Raw genomic sequence first — 18,850 nt, forward strand, 5'->3', positions numbered from 1 at the left:
CGCAGCTTTATTGACACCGGCTTAATTGACACTTGAACTATCACGAAGGTTTACAGAACTTAGATATTTAATGAGTCGATTTAATGGTGCCTAGATTGCGGCACCGGTTATTTAGAAGGGAAGTACCGTATATTGCTCTCGAGGGCGCTCTTAAAACGTATAGATAATTTAGAAGATGAGCAATAAACTAACAAGGTCAGGTAAAACATGCTCGCGCGTATTTAAGGTACAAAGCTAGAATAAATGGCTCATTCAAAGAGTGGTATTGCCTTAAGCTACGACATTGTTATCGGTAAAACGCATTAATTGTTAATATTGACACGTTTGGTTATTTGCTTTAACAAAATAGCTTTTATAATTTTTAGCGCTTTTATCTGTACAACCCATTAAATTTAGCAACTCAATATTTTTAAAATCAATGGCATGGCTTTCAGCTTGAATGGCAATATAACCCTCAGTCAAAACTTCACCCGATCTCGCTAGCCACATTGGTATATCGCGACTAATGCCTGATTTCGCCCAATTTTGGCCTTTGCCATTTTTTCTAACATAAGCCGTATTTAATTGTGGTTTTTGGAAAGCTAAAACCGTTTCTCCTTCAATTTTAAAAACCATTGATTCTCCGCCCATGACAATGGCTTCACCATGCACCCATTGATCACCGTGATATGTTTGTGAACTTGATTGAATACAGTGCTGATGCTCAACTTTGCTAGCGATTTCTACAGCGGTACCGGGCGTACAGGCATTTCCGGTAGCTCGCTCTTTACCATCACTTAGCCCACCCAACAATTGAAGCTCAACTGAAATGGGAAATGTTTGCGCTAATTCATTGCTCCTTGCTGACTGAGCATGCAACATAATACCGCTATTTCGTATATTTGACGCTTTGCCCCCAATCATTTGTTCACCGGTAAAGCGATAATCAAATTTAAGCTTATAATATGAAAAAGGGGTTTTATAATACAGATGACCAAACGCGTCGTTAAAATGCTCATATTCGTCGTATTTAATACGTAACATTCCGTCTTCGAAGACAAAAGTATCTAAATAGTTATGATTTAAAGGATAACCGGCAAACTTAGCATCCCAGCCAGTTAGGTCTTTTCCGTTAAATAGCGGGATCCATTCCTCCTGTTCTACCTTGTTTTTCTGAGCATATTGGCATGCTGTTAGCGTGGTTATTAGCATTAAAAAAACAAACATGATTTTTACATTCAAATTTCTATAAAAAAGCATCAACATCGTAAACCTATACATTAAATAAAATTAACCTAAATTATCATAAATACAAGCATACAAACAGATAATTATTTATATACAAAAACACGAAATCACATAAAAATTAAAATATAGCATTTTAATGTACGTATTAACCCCTAGGATTGTTGAGGTAACTATTGATGTGAACTATAATTTCATAACACTAAAATTTAAAATATGATTTTTATGAGCACAATAAAATTACTAGTGATTATAAAAAATTATATTTGCGTTATACCGTATGAAAAAAATAATAGCTCTGATATTTATCTCACTCTTGCTAACAGCATGTAGTCAAGTACCTAGGTCATCTTGGAAAGCGTCATTTCCAAATGACATACCTGTTACTACACAAATCAAAAATGAAATCAACGCGGCACTTCCGCCAACTACGGTATTCCCAACAAAATCAGCGCGAAAAATTTTAATTTTTAGCGGTTCAGCTGGATACCGTCATAAATCAATTCCTGTTGGAGAATATGCATTACAACAATTAGGAGTTAGCTCTGGCGCATATACAAGCATAGTAAGCCATGATCCTAAGTATTTCGAGGCAGAGCAACTAAAGGCCTTTGATGCAGTTATATTACTTAACTCTACCGGTGATTTTTTTATGCCGACATCTTTCAAAAAAGGCTCATTGCGAGATGATTTTTCCGACCTTGAATGGCAATCCTTAGCAGCTAATCATAATCGCCTAATTGACAACCTGATTAACTATGTAAAAGGTGGTGGAGGACTCATCGGCATTCATGCTGCAGCAGACGCCTGCTATAACAACCCTGAATACGGAAAAACCCTAGGTGCACTTATGCTAAATCACCCATGGATGTCTAACTCAAACGTTACTATAACTGTAGAAGATAGTAACCACCCCATTAATAAGCATGTATTTGAAGGTATTGACCGCATTGTTTTACAAGAAGAAATATACCAATTTAAAAGCCCACCTTACTCAAGAGATGAAGTGCATGTTCTGCTGGATTTAGATCCTAACAATAGTGATAAACCACAGAAATTTACTTTACGTGAAGATAACGATTTTGCTGTTTCATGGGTTAAACATGTTGCAAAAGGCAGAGTTTTTTATTCCAGCTTAGGTCACCGCAACGACATATATTGGAATTCATTGATTCTAAGGCACTATTTGGCAGGTATACAGTTTGCGCTAGGTGATGTTCACATTAATGACGCCAAGTAATTAACGAGCGTGTTTATATGTGATGTATTTCCATTCCTTTTATTCATGCGTATTTTGATGGATTGCTAGCCAGCTATTTTCAGACTTAAGATCGCTAACCTAAGCTTTCATTTTAATAAACAGGATTATTGTAAATTTCAAACCGCTATACACAAAGTTAAATATGAAATATACTTTTAATATGTGAACTACCCATTTTAAAGATAAATACAGCAGAAAATAAACGGTGTCATACCCACTCATATATTATTAATTAGTTTTAACAACTACGCTGAAAATAGCATGTTAGAGAGCTGATTTAACGTAAGATTAAACGTTTAGAAAGAGAACAATACCATGAAAAAAAACAAGTTCCGTCAATATAACTCACTTATATCCGCAACACTATTGTCGCTAACCCTTAGTGCATGTTCAACAGCAGAAAATGAAGAAGTAGAAAAGACTAAACCCAATGTCGTTATTTTTTATGTCGATGATTTAGGTTTTGGAGATATTAGCGTTAATGGGGCAAAAGGCGTCAAAACGCCCAATATTGATGCTTTGGCACAAGGCGGCATTAACTTTACAGATGCCCATAGTTCAGCAGCCACTTGTACACCCTCACGATACTCGCTACTTACAGGCGAGCATGCTTTTCGCAAAAAAATTAAAGTATTAAAAGGCGATGCTGCGCTACTTATTGAACCTGAACAACCTACTTTGCCAAAACTGTTGAAAAAGTCTGGCTACGAAACTGCCGTTGTTGGTAAATGGCATTTGGGCTTAGGTGACGGAAAACAGCCACTTGATTGGAATGAAGCAATAAAACCTGGCCCTTTGGAGATAGGCTTTGATTATAGTTATTTGCTACCAGCAACAGGTGACCGCGTTCCAGCGGTATATTTAGAAAATCATCACGTCGTTAACTTAGACAAAAAAGATCCACTTTTTGTTAGTTACCAAAAGAAAATAGGTAACCGCCCTACCGGCTACGAAAATCCAGACTTACGAAGACAGCCTGCCGATACTCAACATAACGACACGATTATTAATGGTATCAGCCGAATTGGTCACATGGCGGGTGGGAAAAGCGCAGAGTGGGTTGATGAAGACTTTTATAAAGTATTCACTGATAAAGCCAATAACTTCATTAGTCAAAACCAAGACAAACCGTTTTTCCTGTTTTTTTCTTTTCACGATATTCACGTACCACGCTTACCTAATGAAAGATTTAAAGGACAAAGTTCGATGGGGCTTCGTGGTGATGCGATAGTACAAATGGATTGGATCACCGGTCAAGTGGTAGCACAGCTAGAAAAGTCTGGCGTGCTCAATAATACCATTATTATATTTACTAGCGATAACGGTCCGGTACTCACAGATGGCTACGATGATTTTGCCATCGAAAAGTTAGGCGAGCACTTACCAGCAGGTCCATACCGAGGGGGTAAATACAGTGCTTTTGAAGGCGGTACAAGAGTACCAACCATTCTTCACTACCCTAATAACGTAACACCAGGGGTTAGTGATAGTTTAATGAGTCAAATTGATATCTATGCCTCACTTGCCAAGTTATTAAATATTCCGCTAGCAAAGAACGAAGCCATTGACAGTGAAAACCATCTAAATGCTTGGTTTAACGCAGAGGCTCAAGGCCGAACAGCCTTGATAGAAGAGTCTTACACCTTGTCATTACGCACCGAACAATGGAAGTATATTAAAAGTAAAAAAGGTAGCAACAGTTGGATCGCTGATAGAAAGAACATAGAAGGAGGCTTGTCTACAGAACCTCAATTGTTCTCAATAAAAGAAGACCCACAAGAAATGAATAACCTTGCAAAAAAACACCCAGACATAGTTGAAAAATATCAACAAATCATTGATAAAACTATTGCCAAAACAACGCGCTAAGCTTGTGAAAATGTAAAAACCAATAAAAGCATACCAATAAAAAGCCACTGAGCAAATTTCTGCTCAGTGGCTTTTTTATTTATCAGTAGTAGGTTAACTTATAAATTACACTGAAAACTGCTTATTCAATGGTAAGTCTCGAATACGCTTACCTGTTGCTGCAAAAATGGCATTGGTAATACTGGCCATTACAGGCGGTACACCGGGTTCCCCTACCCCGCCTGGCAAACCATCACTTTCGATAATTTTAACGGCAATATCTGGTGCTTGTGACATACGTGTCATCGGATAGTCATGGAAGTTAGACTGTTCAACTTGCCCATCTTTAACGCTAATATTATTTAATAAGGCGATGCTCATTCCAAAAATCATCGCGCCTTCCATTTGCGCTTCAACACGGTCAAGATTAACAATCTGGCCAGCGTCAGCTGCACAATACATTTTTTTTACTTGCAGGTGATTATTGACCACTTTAACATGACTAACAACGGCAACATAAGCTAAGAAAGAGCGATGTACGGCAAGCCCTAAACCTTCACCTTTAGGCATTTTTTTGCCCCAACCGGCAAGTTGACAAGCCTCTTCAATGACCGCTTTATAACGGTCGGTATTAATGGGGTGATCTTTAGCCTTAGCACCATAGTTACCATTTTTAAAACCACCGCTTTTTAACGGAAAGTTTTTATTGTCACCTAACAGATTAAACCAAAAACCTTTAGCGTCTTGCCCCGCTGTTGCTGCTAATTCGTCGACAAAACTGCTTAGTGCAAAGCCATGGTGAATATTAGCTACCGAGCGTAACCAACCAATTCGAAGGTGTGCTGGTGCGTCAATGCTTTCACACCGAAGGTTTTCCACGTTAAATGGCACGTCAGCAAAGCCGCCAGCCAATTCAAATTGACCTTGAGATTGCTTCTTTTTATTAAAAGTAGATGCTATTGGCGGGAAACTGGTGCGTGCTAACCAAGCTTGTACTTGGTTTTTATCGTCTAAAGCTCCCTGATAATATTGCGCACTGATGGCATGGTAATAGCCGTTTTGAATATCATCTTCTCTACTCCAAACAACTTTCACTGGCTGACCTGCAGCTTTTGCCAATACCGCAGCCTCAACAAGGTAGTCTGCTTTTGCCTTTCGACCAAAAGCGCCACCAAGTAAAGTCACATTAATCAATACTTGGTCTTTTTCAAGCCCTAATGCCTTGGCTACCGCATCTCGGGCACGCTGTGGCGATTGAGTACAAGCCCACAATTCACAACGACCATCTTCATGAAACATTGCTGTTGCTGCGGGCGGCTCCATAGGCGCATGAGATAAATACGGCACGGTATAAACAGCGCTGATTTGTTTTTTATGTTGCTCAAATGCTTTTTCAATATTACCTTCATTTCGACAGGTTTTACCCGGTTGTTGTACTAATGATTGCCGTTCAGCTAAATATTCATCCGATTGATGTGCTTGGTTTTTACCAAAATCCCAGCTAATGTCTAGCTGCTCACGACCTTTTATCGCACTGAAGGTATTAGTTGCTAACACCGCAACGCCTGCTAACGGGTTAAAATGTGCAGCACCAGGTGTTAATTCAATTTCAATCACCTGTTTAACGCCTTTAACCTTTTTAGCTAAGCTTGCATCAAACGCTTTTACTTTGCCGCCAACAACTGGGCAGCGATTAATGCTAGCAATAAGCATGTTAGGTAATTGCACATCTTGCCCAAAAGTGGTTGTGCCGTTAACGATGTCTGGCAAATCAACATTGGCTAACCTTTTACCGATATAATTAAACTCTGATTTATCTTTTAACACCAAGGTATCAAGTGACGGCGGCGTCATGGTTGAGGCAAGCTCAGCTAACTGCCCATAAGACAAATTTTTACCGCTTTTTGCGTGACTGACCTGATGATTCTTGGCGATACATTCATCAACAGGAACCTTCCAGAAGTTAGCTGCAGCTTCTCTTAACATATAACGAGCTGACGCGCCCATTTGTCGTAATTGAAAAAAGGCTTTACGAATAGACGATGAACCATCGGTGTTTTGGCTTCCATAAGCATTATTAGCCATGCCTTGAACTACGTTAACTAGCGACCAGTCGGCCTCTAATTCGTCGGCAATAAGCTGTGGGATACTAGTACGCACGCCCTGGCCCATTTCTGAACGATGACAAATAATGTCAATGTGATTATTTTCATGAATACTGATAAAAATATTCAGTTCATTAAGATCTTTACTTGTATGAGCTTTGGCTAGATTGCCTACCGGTAAAGTACTGGCTAAAACAAAACTACCCGAGGCGATACCAAGCCCTTTTAAAAAAGAACGACGACTAATATTTTCAATGCTTGCTAAGACTTGAGTTTTCATCATGCTTGCTCCTCATTACTCGCCGCTATTTTAATGGCCGACTTAATACGTTTATACGTGCCGCAACGACATAAGTTACCTGACATTGCTATATCGATATCTTCATCGTTTGGCGCTTTATTTTCTTTAATTAAAGCAATTGCCGACATAATTTGCCCTGACTGACAGTAGCCGCATTGCGGCACACTTTCTTTAACCCACGCTTGCTTAACCGCTTTGGCACTTGGCGCGATCAATAAGTTACTTTCAACACCTTCAATCGTGGTAATTTTAGCGGTTGAGATAGCAGAAACAGGTAATGAACAAGAGCGAACGGGCTTACCATCAAGATGCACGGTACAAGCGCCACACAGACCTTTGCCACAGCCAAATTTTGTGCCGGTCATTTGTAATGTATCGCGTAAAACCCATAATAACGGGGTGTCGTCTTCAACATCAACTTGATGTTTTTGGTTATTAATATCAAGGGTTAACATATTTTTTTCCTTAGTTCACTAAGTTGTAATTGAGTATCTATATCAAAGGCTGCATTAGGTATATCAACAGCAACGGACTGGTTATTTTGCGCCAGTATCGATTTTGCCCCTTTATCACCGCTCAGTTGTGACAACGCGACAAATGACGACCGAGGAAAAACAGCAGGCACTCCGACTTGCTGTTGATAGATGCTGGCGATATTTTTTTGTGGAACAGTCTTACTTTTATTCAGTAGTCGCTTAATGTCGTCAAAGGTTAAGCACGCTTGATCTAATAAGGTAATTAAAGCATGGCTTATTTGAGGTTCTTCGTTGACTTTATTCATTGCAAAGGCAATGGAATTTCCCATGCCCTGTTGCCAATTTAAATTTTTTAATACGGTAATTTTAGACAAGCTTTCAGGTTCAATTTCCTTAACTATCTGCGCATAATATGCTCCTAAAACCAAAATTAGGGGCAAGTTAAATTGCAAATAGAAAGCCAATTGACGATTAATTAAGGCTTGCTGTTTGATGCGAGCAAGTTGTTTGATGGCGCCGAATCGACTCCCTTGCCCTGCAGCCAGTATCACTATTGCGGTAGTCATTAAGCGGCTCCACCTTGAGCATAACTTGATGCCGACGAAGGCACATTTACATTAAGCACATTAGACAAAGACAACGCATCACTACCACTAAGGTAAGCTTGTATTTCTGCGATAATCGCTAAAGCAATAGCTTCGGGTAATTCACCACCTAAATTTAGGCCAACAGGCGCTGCAAGCGTTGTTTGCACAGGTTGAACACCCGCCTTGGTTAGCACTTTATCTTTTCGATGTTCAGGGCCTAATAGGCCAATATATTGACATTGACTACGATGTAAAAAAGCCAAGGCGTTAGCATCAAAAGTTATGTTGTGACCCATAATAATGCTGGCATCAAGGCGATTTAAAAAATCCGCTGTGGCTAGTTCATCAAGAGGCTGGCGGTAGATAGCGGTGGCATTTTGAAAATGTTCTTTACGGGCATAGCCCATGCGGTGATCAACTAAATGAATTTTCCAACCGAGTACCGAGGCAATATCAACCAAAGGTTTGGCATCAAGTCCGCCGCCAAAAACAGCTATTTCAGGTGGAGCATTTAACGATAAAACCAAAAAGCGATCAGCCACCACTTGTTTAGGCTGACAAGTTAACGAAGGGATTAGCGTTTGATTTTCAGGTTTCGATAAAGATGTTAATGCCGAATTGGCTAAGGTTTTTGTTAAAGGATCAGGTAAGGTTTGATTTGCCCTAAGGCGCTGCTGTAAATGACATTGAGCTTGGTCGATATCTGCATGTACTGTGTTATCAACAACACCTTGTTTATCAATGATCATCACGCCTTGTCGCTGCTGCGCCAAAAGCGTGCTTAACTGTATAAAACCTTGATAGTGATTTTCACTACTGAGCGGCTGTAGCAATATATCAATAATGCCACCACAACCTAAGCCAACCTGCCAGCCACTAGCACTTTCTGCTGACATGTCATATTGAATAACACGCGCTTTACCTGAGTCCATTACTCGTTGTGCTTGGCGCATAACGTCAGCTTCTAAGCACCCACCGCTAACGAGTCCGTCAAACTTGCCCATGCTATTAATTAATAACATAGCCCCTGTCTTTCGATAAGCCGAACCTGCAGTTTCTATAACCGTTGCTACGACCCACTGGTATTTTTCACGTTCAGGATACCAACGTTCAATCAGTGCCTGTAGTTGATTACTCATCAATCACCCTTTACAATTGTATTACCTATAAAAACATATGATGTTGTAGTTATCAACTAAAAACGTCGTTAATTAAATACAACTCATATAATCCATCAGGCTATCCGGCTGCGCCCTCAAGGTATCTTGCATCATATAGCCAAACGGTTTCTCAGCCACCCATTTCAGTTAATGCACGGACATTCAGCATCTTTGCAAAATAAAGCAGGTCGTTTTAGGCGATGTAGAGACTCTCTCACACTTTTGCATCACAGAGTCATATCATCGAGTGGATGTTCAGCTGGATCAAATTGGTTCATAAGGTCGAGTCTTTAATGATAAACAAAAAACAGTCACTCTATTTACATATAATTACATAGTTTTAAATACGAATCCACACTAGTCTGTAAAACATAAATGGGACTGATAGATATCGTTTATAAATAATTCTAAAATTTATTGAAAATGTAATAACTTAATGTGAGTTGGCTGAGTAGATAATGATTAAAATAAGTTACAAGGACTAAAAAGAAGACGTTATTTACACATTAAAGGGTTACATGTAATGCAACCCTTTAATGCAGAATAAGGTTAAACTAAAAAGTTACCACCAAGCGGCATATAGTGCCGTTAAAATAATGATCACACCAAGTGTGGCAATATTAAAATTCTTGTCAGTAGCAAAACTCACTTCATCTAAACTGACACTGGCATTACTGCTTTTACTTTTACTAGCTAGTGATACAACAATACATAAACCTAAACACAGTAAGAACACTAAACCAACTCGGTCCATGAACGGTAATTCAGGCCACAAGAATTTGAGTGCCAGTGAGAATACGGCTGAGCCCACTCCGGCGGATAATGCCCCTGCAGAGGTCGCTTTCGACCAAAACATCCCCATGACAAAAATCACCACAATTCCTGGCGTGAAAAAGCCAGTGAATTCTTGTATATACTGGAAGGCTTGGTCAAACTTACCTAATAATGGCTCTGCCACAATTAATGCAATACCTAATGAAATAAGCGTAGCGATACGGCCCACATGTACATAATGACGCTGGCTTTTACCGGGTTTCATTTTTGAATAAATGTCCATGGTAAAAATGGTTGAAATACTATTAGTCATTGAAGCCAGTGAAGAAACAATTGCAGCAACTAGGGCAGCAAAAACTAAACCTTTAATGCCTGAAGGCATTAACGCCATCATTGATGGGTATGCTTGATCAGGCGTATTTAGCTCAGGATGAAGCATAACGGCGGCAATGCCTGGCAATACCACAATGATTGGCATGAGTAGTTTTAAATAGGCTGCAAAGGCAATGCCTTTTTGTGCTTCTTTAATATTTTTAGCCGCTAATGCCCGTTGAATAATGTATTGATTAAAGCCCCAATAACTAAAGTTCATGATCCACATGCCACCGATAAGCACTGAAATTCCCGGCAAGCTCATATAATGCTCATTGTCATCACTTAAAATCATATCAAAGTGTGATGGTAATTCACTGGTTAAAATACCAAAGCCAGCTAAAACTCCTTCACCAGCAGAAACGGCATCAAGTGCTAAATAAACTAAAAATAATCCCCCAAATACTAATAATACGACTTGTAAAATATCAGTATAAGCAACCGCTTTTAAACCGCCATATAATGAATAAGCCACCGAAAACACCGCTAAGAATATCATTCCAAACATCCAGTCAACTCCGGCAACCGTTTCAATGGCTAAGCCTCCTAACCATAACACTGCGGTTAAGTTAACAAACACATAAACTGCTAACCAAAACAGTGCTAAAGTGGTTTTGACCTTACTATCAAAACGTTGCTCTAAATATTGCGGCATGGTGAAAATTTTATTTTTTAAAAATATCGGCAGCATATACTTACCAACAATAAGTAAAGTAATGGCTGCCATCCATTCATATGAAGCAATCGCCAAGCCAATCGCATAACCAGATCCAGACATACCTATGATTTGTTCTGCGGAAATATTAGAAGCAATTAATGACGCTCCTATCGCCCACCATGGCAATGCTTTTGAGGCTAAAAAATAGTCTTCCGTATTTTTACCTTCTTGTTTATCTTCTCTTGATATCCATAGCGCAAGTATTAACAGGCCTAATACATAGGCAATAAACACGCCTGAATCGAGCATATCTAATTTCATTATTTCTCCTAAATGTTGATGTTGTCATTATTATCTGGATAAAAAAGGAGGCTTTGCCTCCTATGACCGATTATGAATAGGCTATAAAACATGCCAATCAATATTCCCAGTTGCCAATGAAGGCAATAAGTTTTGGTATGCAAGTGTTAAGCTAGTCACAAATTTTTCTTGCTCAGGTAGAAGCACGCCAAAAACTTCCTCTAGCTGCAAAAACACTCTGATGTCATGATCTGCTTCATTTTTGCACTGTGCGGCTAACAAAATTAATTTTGCTGAAAGGGGGTCAACCAATTCCTGTTGCTCAAGATAGCGTTTACGGATAAATAAACACCAAGCAGCTACCGCGGTCGATAGCTTGTCAATAGGCAGATTATTGGCTAGGTTTTCTTCAATGATAGGTAAAATACGCATTGGCAATTTTTGCGAACCATCCCACGCAATTTGAGCCAAAAAGTGGCATATTTCTGGATTTCTAAAGCGCTGAAAAATATCATCCGTATATTGGCTAACATCAAGCTCTTCTGGCGGATTAAATGATGGTGTTATTTCCTCATTAATCATGGCCTTTATAAAGGCGACCAATTCTCTATTTTGCATTGCGTCATACACGGTAACTGTCGAAGTGATAATCCCCAAATATGCCAAGGTTGAATGCGGGCAGTTTAGCAGCCGTAATTTAGCATTTTCAAACCCTTGAACATTAGAGGTAAATGTGACGCCGGCTCGCGCCCAAGCAGGTTTTGGCTCAGGTAAAATATCTTCTATCACCCATTGCACAATAGCCTCTCGTTTAATGGGCCAATTATCATCTACGCCAAGTTCCGATTTTATCTGAGCGCGTAAATGATCATCGGTCGCGGGGGTAATGCTATCAACCATAGAACATGGGCATATAAGCTGTTGTTCAAGCCAGTACGCTAACGAGTAATCAATTTGCTGTGCGTAACAAATCAATGCAGCACGTATTTTTTTGCCGTTATCGGTTAAATTATCACAACTTAGCACTGTAAAGGCGGGACGAGATTTCTCTTTGCGAATAGACAACGCCTCTACCAGTAAACCAATGGCAGAAACTTTTCTCACACTTGATAAATCGGCTTTAATTTGTGGGTGAGACAGGTCAAGTTTGCCGTTGCTATCTAGGCAATAGCCTTTCTCAGTGATTGTAAGAGTTACAATGCGTGTTTGATCATTACTTAGCCGTGATAATACTTGCTCATAATCTTGATGGCTAACCAATACTTCTTGAATAGATCCAATTAATTCAAACTCGGTTTTTGCATCCAATACTGCGAGTGTAAATAAACCGTTTTGTGGCTTAAGTGCATCATAAACGCCAGTCGAATGCAGAGAAATACAACTTATACTCCAATTTCCCCCAGCTAATTCCATAGCACGATGAGTATACCAAGCCTGATGCCCGCGAAAAAATGCACCTGGTCCTATGTGTACTATGTGTACTATGCCTATATTCTTTTCGCTCGAGTGATTTAAATAAGAAGGTATTTTTATTTTATTCGCTGCGAGGTCGTCCAAAGCAGCATAAGATAATAGAGCCACGTCAAGATCCTTAAATGTTTAACGGTTAAGCACTTATTTTCTTCTTATGCTGAAATAAGTGCTTTTTTATAATATTTCCATATTTAGATGGTTATTAACCAAGCTTTCTCTTGAAACATCGGTGAGAAAGGTTAGAACGGTCATACACCATTTAATAAAAGGTATCGCGATAGAAAATAAATTCGCTAAATGACGCCCCTACTCAATCATCATAAATCGAAGTTACTCAATACTACATTATTTAAATATAATTATTAAGGTTTATATATAAACTTTAATAATTACTATCTACGCTAAAAGTGCAGCAAGTAGTGAAAACTGAATGAATATATAACCTGAGGTTTTAATCTAGTGAGAAAAATTTTTATCTTAGAACGATGCAAAGTAAAAGTTGCTAGAAGAATATCAGCTAAATTTTTCGGGAATGGCATAATAACCAGCGCACGTTAAAGCGGTTACACTGGTTATGCAAATGGACATGATATAAATATTAATGTTTTTAGTTGCTAATACCCCCTCTACAAATAAAGCAGAGGGAGATTTACCTGACTAAATACCAATCGCTATCGGCTTAGCTATCTTACAAGCAGGTAAAGAAAAGTCGACGCCTGCGATACTAACATTGTTATTAACAATGCCTTGTCCTGCTAAAATTTTCACATCGCATGTACCTTCATCATGACCGCCAAAGCTAATTTTTTTGGTCGAATTGTTACCGCCATTAAATGAATTTAAATTAACGACGCCATTTTTTTCCGTACCTACACGAATATTTTCACCCTCATGAACTAGGAGGTACTTAGAAATTTTAGTCGAGTCGTTAAAAGTATTCCCGGCGATATAAATACCTTTTGGGCCATAGGCATGTACATCACGCTTACAGTTCTTATCGGTATCACCTGACGAGGCACAGCTAGTATCAGCACGTCGCTCATTGCCTCCTTCATAATAATAGGTCCAGCTTTCATAAGTACTGCTCGCCTTTTTCTGAAATACACGTTTATGCCCTTCAGTACCACTAAACAACATATAAGGATACGCCTTAGCGACAGTGTTGCTCATACTAAAAGTATTATTGTAAATTTTCACATCAGTGGTAAATTGCTCAAAATGAAGTGAATTAGCGCCCGACTCAGCATCATCGGTCATACCGGCAAACGTATTTTGTGCCAATTTAAAGCCACTGGCTTGAACACCAGCAAAATGAAATTTACGAGTTTTTTCAAAAGTATTCGAAGAAAAAGCAGAGTCGTTCAAATCAACAGTTTCAACATAACGTCGACCCACTTTTTTACCATCAACAACGGTCTCGTCTCTTCTATCGTTGCCTGCATCAAGGGTAATACCAATAAGGTACCCTTGTTTAAATAGGCTGTCCTTAACGGTTACGGTTGATACTGAGGTCACCAAAGTACCATTTCGTTTTTCAGTATTTCGGTTCAATATGTTAATGACGATACCTTTAATATCCTCAAATTCACAATCTGACACATATAAGCCATCAAGTGCATAGCCAACCGTTGCACTGATCCCAAACTGTTCAGAGCGTTTAAATAATACTCGCTCAAATCTATGATTTTTTGACTTATTAAACTTGAAAATAGGCTGACCAAATACCTTAAGCTTATTATTACCATTTAATGTCATGTCGGTAACCGTTATTTTATTACCTTGAGCATCGATAAGGGCTTTACTATCTTGTGTCAGTTTAAGTACCGTATTATTTTTGCCGCTACCAACCAAAGTTAAATTAGTATTGCTAATCACTAAACTAGTGGAAAATAAATAGGTTCCCGCCGGGAATGTGATTTTGGTTGTTTCATTATCTGTTGCCCACGCTTGAATTTGAGCAATATTATCTTTATTTGCCGTGCGCTCTTTCGCCGACGCACTAAAACTCGGTAAAACGAGTGTACTAAGTGCGACAATAAGCGTTAATACCCCCATGAACTGTCCGTGTCGATAACGCTTATGTGTAACATTGAGATTTGCATTCAAATGCATAATAACCATCCTTTAATTTTATATTTATTGTTGTATTTATTGCTTCATCAAATTTTATATTTGATGATCACACTTCTTATGTGAAATGGGAACTTAGCAGGATGAATTGTCGATGTAAACGCAAAATAGAACATTTTTTGATCACCAAAAAAGAGCAAACGCTCTAAAGTAGGGCAAAAATATAGGGCTATCAAATGGTTGAGAATTCAATATGTACAGAGACTTGTTACAATTCAAATGAAGAAACATGACACTTACACAGCATAAAAATGTCTTATTTATGACCAGCTTTTATTTAGAACTCGATTAAAACTTGCGACTTACCTTTCTTTAAACAAAAAAGCTAGAGGGAGTATAAAAATCAGAGAAGGTCTAACATTCAAACTTTTATACCGCAAACGCGATGCGTTATTGCCATAAAACAGTAAGTGTGATTGTCGGTAGAGGAATAACAGATTATAGAAGTGTAAAGATGTTTGCTACACCAGCTGAAGTAACTGATGTAGCTATATTTAGAGAATATTAACTAGCAAACTAAAGACAAGTATTATCGAATAATCAGCGAGTAAGCCAATTAAAAAGCCTTTGTAATAATTCGATAACTACTCAATAGTTAATCAATAACTATTCGATTATTATCGGCTTAGCTAATCGACATGCTGGCTTGTCAAAATCAACATCAGGAATAAAAACATTGCCTTTCGAAATGTGCTGTCCCGCACGGATGAATACGTCACAGGTTCCTTCATCATGGCCTATAAAATTAATTTTTCGTGTTGTTTCGTCACCCCCTAAAAAGGCATTTAAACTCACTGTTCCGTCTTTTTTCGTTCCTATTTGAATATTCTCACCTTCTTTAACCAAAAGGTAACTCGAAATTTTTGTTGAAGCGTTAAAAGTATTACCCGCTAAATAGACATTTCGAACACCATAGACATGAACATCGCGTTTACAGCTTTTATCTGTATGCCCAAATGCAGCGCATTTAACATTCGCTCGTCGTTCACGACTGCCTTCATAAAAGTAAGTCCACTCTTTATAGGTGTCACTACTTCGCTTTTGCTCAACACGTACATGCCCTTCGGTACCGGCAATTGAAATATATGGGTAACGTTTGGGTACAGTATTAGCCATAGAAAAGGTATTATCGTAAAACTCTAAGTCTCTGGTAAATTGTTCAAAATGAATGGCATTAGCACCGCCTTCAGCGTCGTCAGTCATGCCTGCAAAGGTATTTCTTATCATTTTAATACCAGAGCCTTGCACACCAGCAATATGAAATTTACGTGTTTTTTCAAAAACGTTATCACTTATAATGGTATTGTTCATATTAACAGTCTCAACATAACGTCGACCCACTTTTTTCCCACCAACAACCGCTTCATTGCGTCGATCATTACCGGCATCAAGAGTTACGCCCATCATATAGCCGGCTTTGAATATACTATTTTTAACGATGACTTGGTCAATCGAAGTAATCAACTTTTTCCGTTTAACGGTATTACGGTTTAAAATATGAATCGCAACGCCATAAATATCTTCAAATTCACAATGTGATACATATAAACCATCAAGCGCCCAGCCCCTTACCGGTAGAATCGCACCTCTTTTACTACGCTTAAAGATTACGTGTTCAAAACGATGACCTTTACTTTTGTTAAATCTAAAAATTGCATCATCATAGCCCTTTTGTTGATTATTACCGTCTAAGGTTAAATTTTTAACCAAAGCATTATTACCAGTGGCATCGATTAACGTCGATTTTATAGTCATTAGTTTTAAAACAGTGTTCAGCTTGTCATGACCAACCAATGTTAAGTTATTATTTTTGATAATAAGTGGCTGCTTAAATAGATATAGCCCTTCTGGAAAAGTGATTTTAGTGGTAACACCATCTTTTGCCCATTTAACAATTTGGCTAATATTATTTTTATCAGCGATACGCTCTTTAGCTGACACAGTAAAGCTACTTACCGATAAAATAAGTAATGCGAGTACCATAATATAAGGGTGAACTATTTTAGTTTGCCAATCATAAAAGCTATCCACCGTGGGTTTGTGCGTTAAAAACATAACAGGTTCCTTTATCAATGTATGAAGCTTTCGCTCCCTCTTACACTAAATTTAAATATAAAATAATTTATTTGTATCTGAAAAGATATCACAAATTGTTTCGAGGTAAAGCAAGTTTACATGGCTTTACATAATGCTTCTTGAAGATATGAGTCAATTTCCTTATTACCCTAGACTAGTGATTACTATAAACGTTTAGCTATTACGCTGATTTTTATTAAAATATTTTTAATTTTCGCCACAGGAGGCTTTCTTCCCAGCGTTATTTTGTCCTGTGTTTGCTGACGCTCTTTTCTTATCTTATAATAAATCTCTATAGCCCTTACCAATGGTTTTTATATTTGATATAGTAAATGCACATACAATTTAACATGAGTTATAGAATGAATAAATATACTTATTTATCGCTCGTCGCATTGCTCTCTGCACCTTTAGTGAGTTGTAGCGTTGTAGAAACTAAAACTGAGCCAACCCGGTCAGCCGCGACTAAACAATATAATATCTTATACATTATGTCTGACGATCATGCCGCACAAGCCATTGGCACTTATCAAGGGCGTTTAGCTAAATTAAACCCTACGCCCAATTTAGATAAATTAGGCAATGAAGGCATGGTATTTGACAACGTATTTGTCACCAACTCAATTTGTAGCCCAAGCCGAGCAACAATATTAACTGGGCAATATAGCCAAACCAATGGTGTTCAAGACTTAAAAGGCGGTGTTGCTGGAGAAAAGCAATATCTCCCCATAGAAATGAAAAAAGCTGGATACGAAACCGCAATTGTTGGTAAATGGCATCTTAAAAAGGAACCTTCTGCTTTTGATTTTTACCAAGTACTCCCCGGACAAGGTAAATATTTTGATCCTGAGTTTCGTGTAAGAGGCGACGAAGCTTGGCCTAACAATATTAAAACTTCAATCGGGCACTCCTCTGATGTTATTACCGACACGTCAATTAAGTGGTTAAAAAATAGAAAATCAGATAAACCTTTTTTCTTAATGCATCAATTTAAAGCTCCACATGACTATTTTCAATACGCGACACGCTACAATCACTATTTAGACGACGTGGAGATCCCCGAACCAGCAGACTTATACGGAATACCTGACACTTTTGGCTCTCCTGCGACTCGAGGCCACAACGACGAGCTCATCAGAGAAATCGGCACGTCAATTTCAAAACGAAACCCGCGTCGGAATTATGGTCAACATTACAAGATAGATCCTAATCTTTCAGACAAAGAATACACATATCAAGCATACCAAGCATACGTAAAAGGTTACTTGCGTACGATTAAAGGGGTTGATGACAATATTGCCCGTTTGATCCAAACCTTAAAAGATGAAGGTCTCTATGAAAATACCATAATCGTTTATACCTCTGACCAAGGCATGATGTTAGGTGAGCATGACTACCAAGATAAGCGCTGGATTTGGGATGAGTCAATTCAAATGCCGTTCATTGTCAAACATCCAGAGATTGAAAAATCAGGCCAACGCAGTGATTTACTGATAAATAATACGGATTTCGCCCCGTTTATTTTAGACTTAGCCAATAAAAAAACGCCTTCTTATATGCAAGGTCGCAGTTTTAAATCAGAGTTATTGGGTGAAACACCAGATAATTGGCGAACAGCGTCTTTATACCGTTATTGGACACATCGCATGTATCATGATGTACCAGCACATACTGGTTTACGCACGAAAGAATTTAAGCTTATTTTCTTTTACGGTGATAACTACCGTGATGAGCAGTTCACTTACTATGATAAAAAATGGTTAGCAAAAACAGGGAAACAACCAAACAAAGTAGCGACACCTGCTGGCTGGGAACTTTATGACCTAAGAAGTGACCCAAATGAACTTCATAATGTTTACAACGATAAGCGTTATCAGTCGGTCATTAAAGAACTCAAACAAGAATTAGTTGCGCAGCGTAAACGCTACAATGAAACTGATGTAAACTACCCTAGAATGCAAAAAATATTTCAGGATTCGTTTAATAACTAATATAAGTAGCTAAGATTAATAATCAGCGATTAGTTACGTCTAGATGGCGTATTAGCTTTTAAGCTAACACGCCATTTATCCTATTTTCTCACCACTCATTCGCACTCACCACCT

12 protein-coding genes are annotated in these 18,850 nt (G+C 38.5%); 3 read left to right on the plus strand and 9 right to left on the minus strand.

The features are described from left to right. Nucleotides 1-309: 309 nt before the first annotated feature. Complete coding sequence (locus ACRRSQ_RS12260; RefSeq protein ID WP_440876033.1) at nt 310-1,206, minus strand: 3-keto-disaccharide hydrolase; 897 nt, start codon at nt 1,204-1,206, stop codon at nt 310-312. Between the two features lie 298 nt (nt 1,207-1,504). On the opposite strand from ACRRSQ_RS12260, the gene ACRRSQ_RS12265 reads away from it, so the two are divergent. Beyond that, nucleotides 1,505-2,464 carry a ThuA domain-containing protein gene (locus ACRRSQ_RS12265; RefSeq protein ID WP_440876034.1) on the plus strand — a complete coding sequence of 320 codons (960 nt, stop codon included), beginning with the start codon at nt 1,505-1,507 and terminating at the stop codon, nt 2,462-2,464. A gap of 336 nt (nt 2,465-2,800) precedes the next feature. Further along, nucleotides 2,801-4,354, plus strand: a complete 1,554-nt coding sequence (locus ACRRSQ_RS12270) for a sulfatase family protein (protein ID WP_440876035.1) — start codon at nt 2,801-2,803, stop codon at nt 4,352-4,354. Nucleotides 4,355-4,459: 105 nt separating this feature from the next. On the opposite strand, the gene ACRRSQ_RS12275 is transcribed toward ACRRSQ_RS12270, so the two are convergent. From ACRRSQ_RS12275 to ACRRSQ_RS12310, 8 genes are all read right to left on the minus strand, one after another. Next, a complete protein-coding gene (locus tag ACRRSQ_RS12275) occupies nt 4,460-6,721 on the minus strand; it encodes a molybdopterin cofactor-binding domain-containing protein (RefSeq protein WP_440876036.1) in 2,262 nt (753 codons plus the stop codon). Next, nucleotides 6,718-7,194: a (2Fe-2S)-binding protein gene (locus ACRRSQ_RS12280; protein ID WP_440876037.1), complete on the minus strand. Its 477-nt coding sequence runs from the start codon at nt 7,192-7,194 to the stop codon at nt 6,718-6,720. The genes ACRRSQ_RS12275 and ACRRSQ_RS12280 overlap by 4 nt, the downstream gene beginning before the upstream one ends. Next, nucleotides 7,188-7,781, minus strand: coding sequence for a nucleotidyltransferase family protein (locus tag ACRRSQ_RS12285; RefSeq protein ID WP_440876038.1), 594 nt, complete (start codon nt 7,779-7,781; stop codon nt 7,188-7,190). Before ACRRSQ_RS12285 ends, ACRRSQ_RS12280 begins: the two co-directional genes overlap by 7 nt. Further along, complete coding sequence (locus ACRRSQ_RS12290) at nt 7,781-8,941, minus strand: XdhC family protein (protein WP_440876039.1); 1,161 nt, start codon at nt 8,939-8,941, stop codon at nt 7,781-7,783. The genes ACRRSQ_RS12285 and ACRRSQ_RS12290 overlap by 1 nt, the downstream gene beginning before the upstream one ends. Nucleotides 8,942-9,524: 583 nt before the next feature. Beyond that, nucleotides 9,525-11,087 carry a sodium/sugar symporter gene (locus tag ACRRSQ_RS12295; RefSeq protein WP_440876040.1) on the minus strand — a complete coding sequence of 521 codons (1,563 nt, stop codon included), beginning with the start codon at nt 11,085-11,087 and terminating at the stop codon, nt 9,525-9,527. 81 nt (nt 11,088-11,168) lie between these two features. Then, on the minus strand, nt 11,169-12,647 hold the full coding sequence (locus tag ACRRSQ_RS12300; protein ID WP_440876041.1) for a mannitol dehydrogenase family protein: 1,479 nt from the start codon (nt 12,645-12,647) through the stop codon (nt 11,169-11,171). Between the two features lie 549 nt (nt 12,648-13,196). Next, nucleotides 13,197-14,651: a glycosyl hydrolase family 28-related protein gene (locus ACRRSQ_RS12305; RefSeq protein ID WP_440876042.1), complete on the minus strand. Its 1,455-nt coding sequence runs from the start codon at nt 14,649-14,651 to the stop codon at nt 13,197-13,199. Between the two features lie 624 nt (nt 14,652-15,275). Beyond that, nucleotides 15,276-16,724 carry a hypothetical protein gene (locus ACRRSQ_RS12310; RefSeq protein ID WP_440876043.1) on the minus strand — a complete coding sequence of 483 codons (1,449 nt, stop codon included), beginning with the start codon at nt 16,722-16,724 and terminating at the stop codon, nt 15,276-15,278. 383 nt (nt 16,725-17,107) lie between these two features. On the opposite strand from ACRRSQ_RS12310, the gene ACRRSQ_RS12315 reads away from it, so the two are divergent. Further along, nucleotides 17,108-18,736 (plus strand): sulfatase family protein, encoded by a 1,629-nt coding sequence (locus ACRRSQ_RS12315; RefSeq protein ID WP_440876044.1) that lies wholly within the window; start codon nt 17,108-17,110, stop codon nt 18,734-18,736. The last annotated feature ends 114 nt before the right edge of the window (nt 18,737-18,850 follow it).

This window comes from Thalassotalea sp. PLHSN55, from assembly GCF_052030545.1.
Classification (GTDB): domain Bacteria; phylum Pseudomonadota; class Gammaproteobacteria; order Enterobacterales; family Alteromonadaceae; genus CANMXU01.

Coding starts and splice junctions, on each gene's coding strand:
- ACRRSQ_RS12260 (WP_440876033.1), bottom strand. CDS start 1,206: ATGTTTGTTTTTTTAATGCTAATAACCACGCTAACAGCATGCCAATAT.
- ACRRSQ_RS12265 (WP_440876034.1), top strand. CDS start 1,505: ATGAAAAAAATAATAGCTCTGATATTTATCTCACTCTTGCTAACAGCA.
- ACRRSQ_RS12270 (WP_440876035.1), top strand. CDS start 2,801: ATGAAAAAAAACAAGTTCCGTCAATATAACTCACTTATATCCGCAACA.
- ACRRSQ_RS12275 (WP_440876036.1), bottom strand. CDS start 6,721: ATGATGAAAACTCAAGTCTTAGCAAGCATTGAAAATATTAGTCGTCGT.
- ACRRSQ_RS12280 (WP_440876037.1), bottom strand. CDS start 7,194: ATGTTAACCCTTGATATTAATAACCAAAAACATCAAGTTGATGTTGAA.
- ACRRSQ_RS12285 (WP_440876038.1), bottom strand. CDS start 7,781: ATGACTACCGCAATAGTGATACTGGCTGCAGGGCAAGGGAGTCGATTC.
- ACRRSQ_RS12290 (WP_440876039.1), bottom strand. CDS start 8,941: ATGAGTAATCAACTACAGGCACTGATTGAACGTTGGTATCCTGAACGT.
- ACRRSQ_RS12295 (WP_440876040.1), bottom strand. CDS start 11,087: ATGAAATTAGATATGCTCGATTCAGGCGTGTTTATTGCCTATGTATTA.
- ACRRSQ_RS12305 (WP_440876042.1), bottom strand. CDS start 14,651: ATGCATTTGAATGCAAATCTCAATGTTACACATAAGCGTTATCGACAC.
- ACRRSQ_RS12310 (WP_440876043.1), bottom strand. CDS start 16,724: ATGTTTTTAACGCACAAACCCACGGTGGATAGCTTTTATGATTGGCAA.
- ACRRSQ_RS12315 (WP_440876044.1), top strand. CDS start 17,108: ATGAATAAATATACTTATTTATCGCTCGTCGCATTGCTCTCTGCACCT.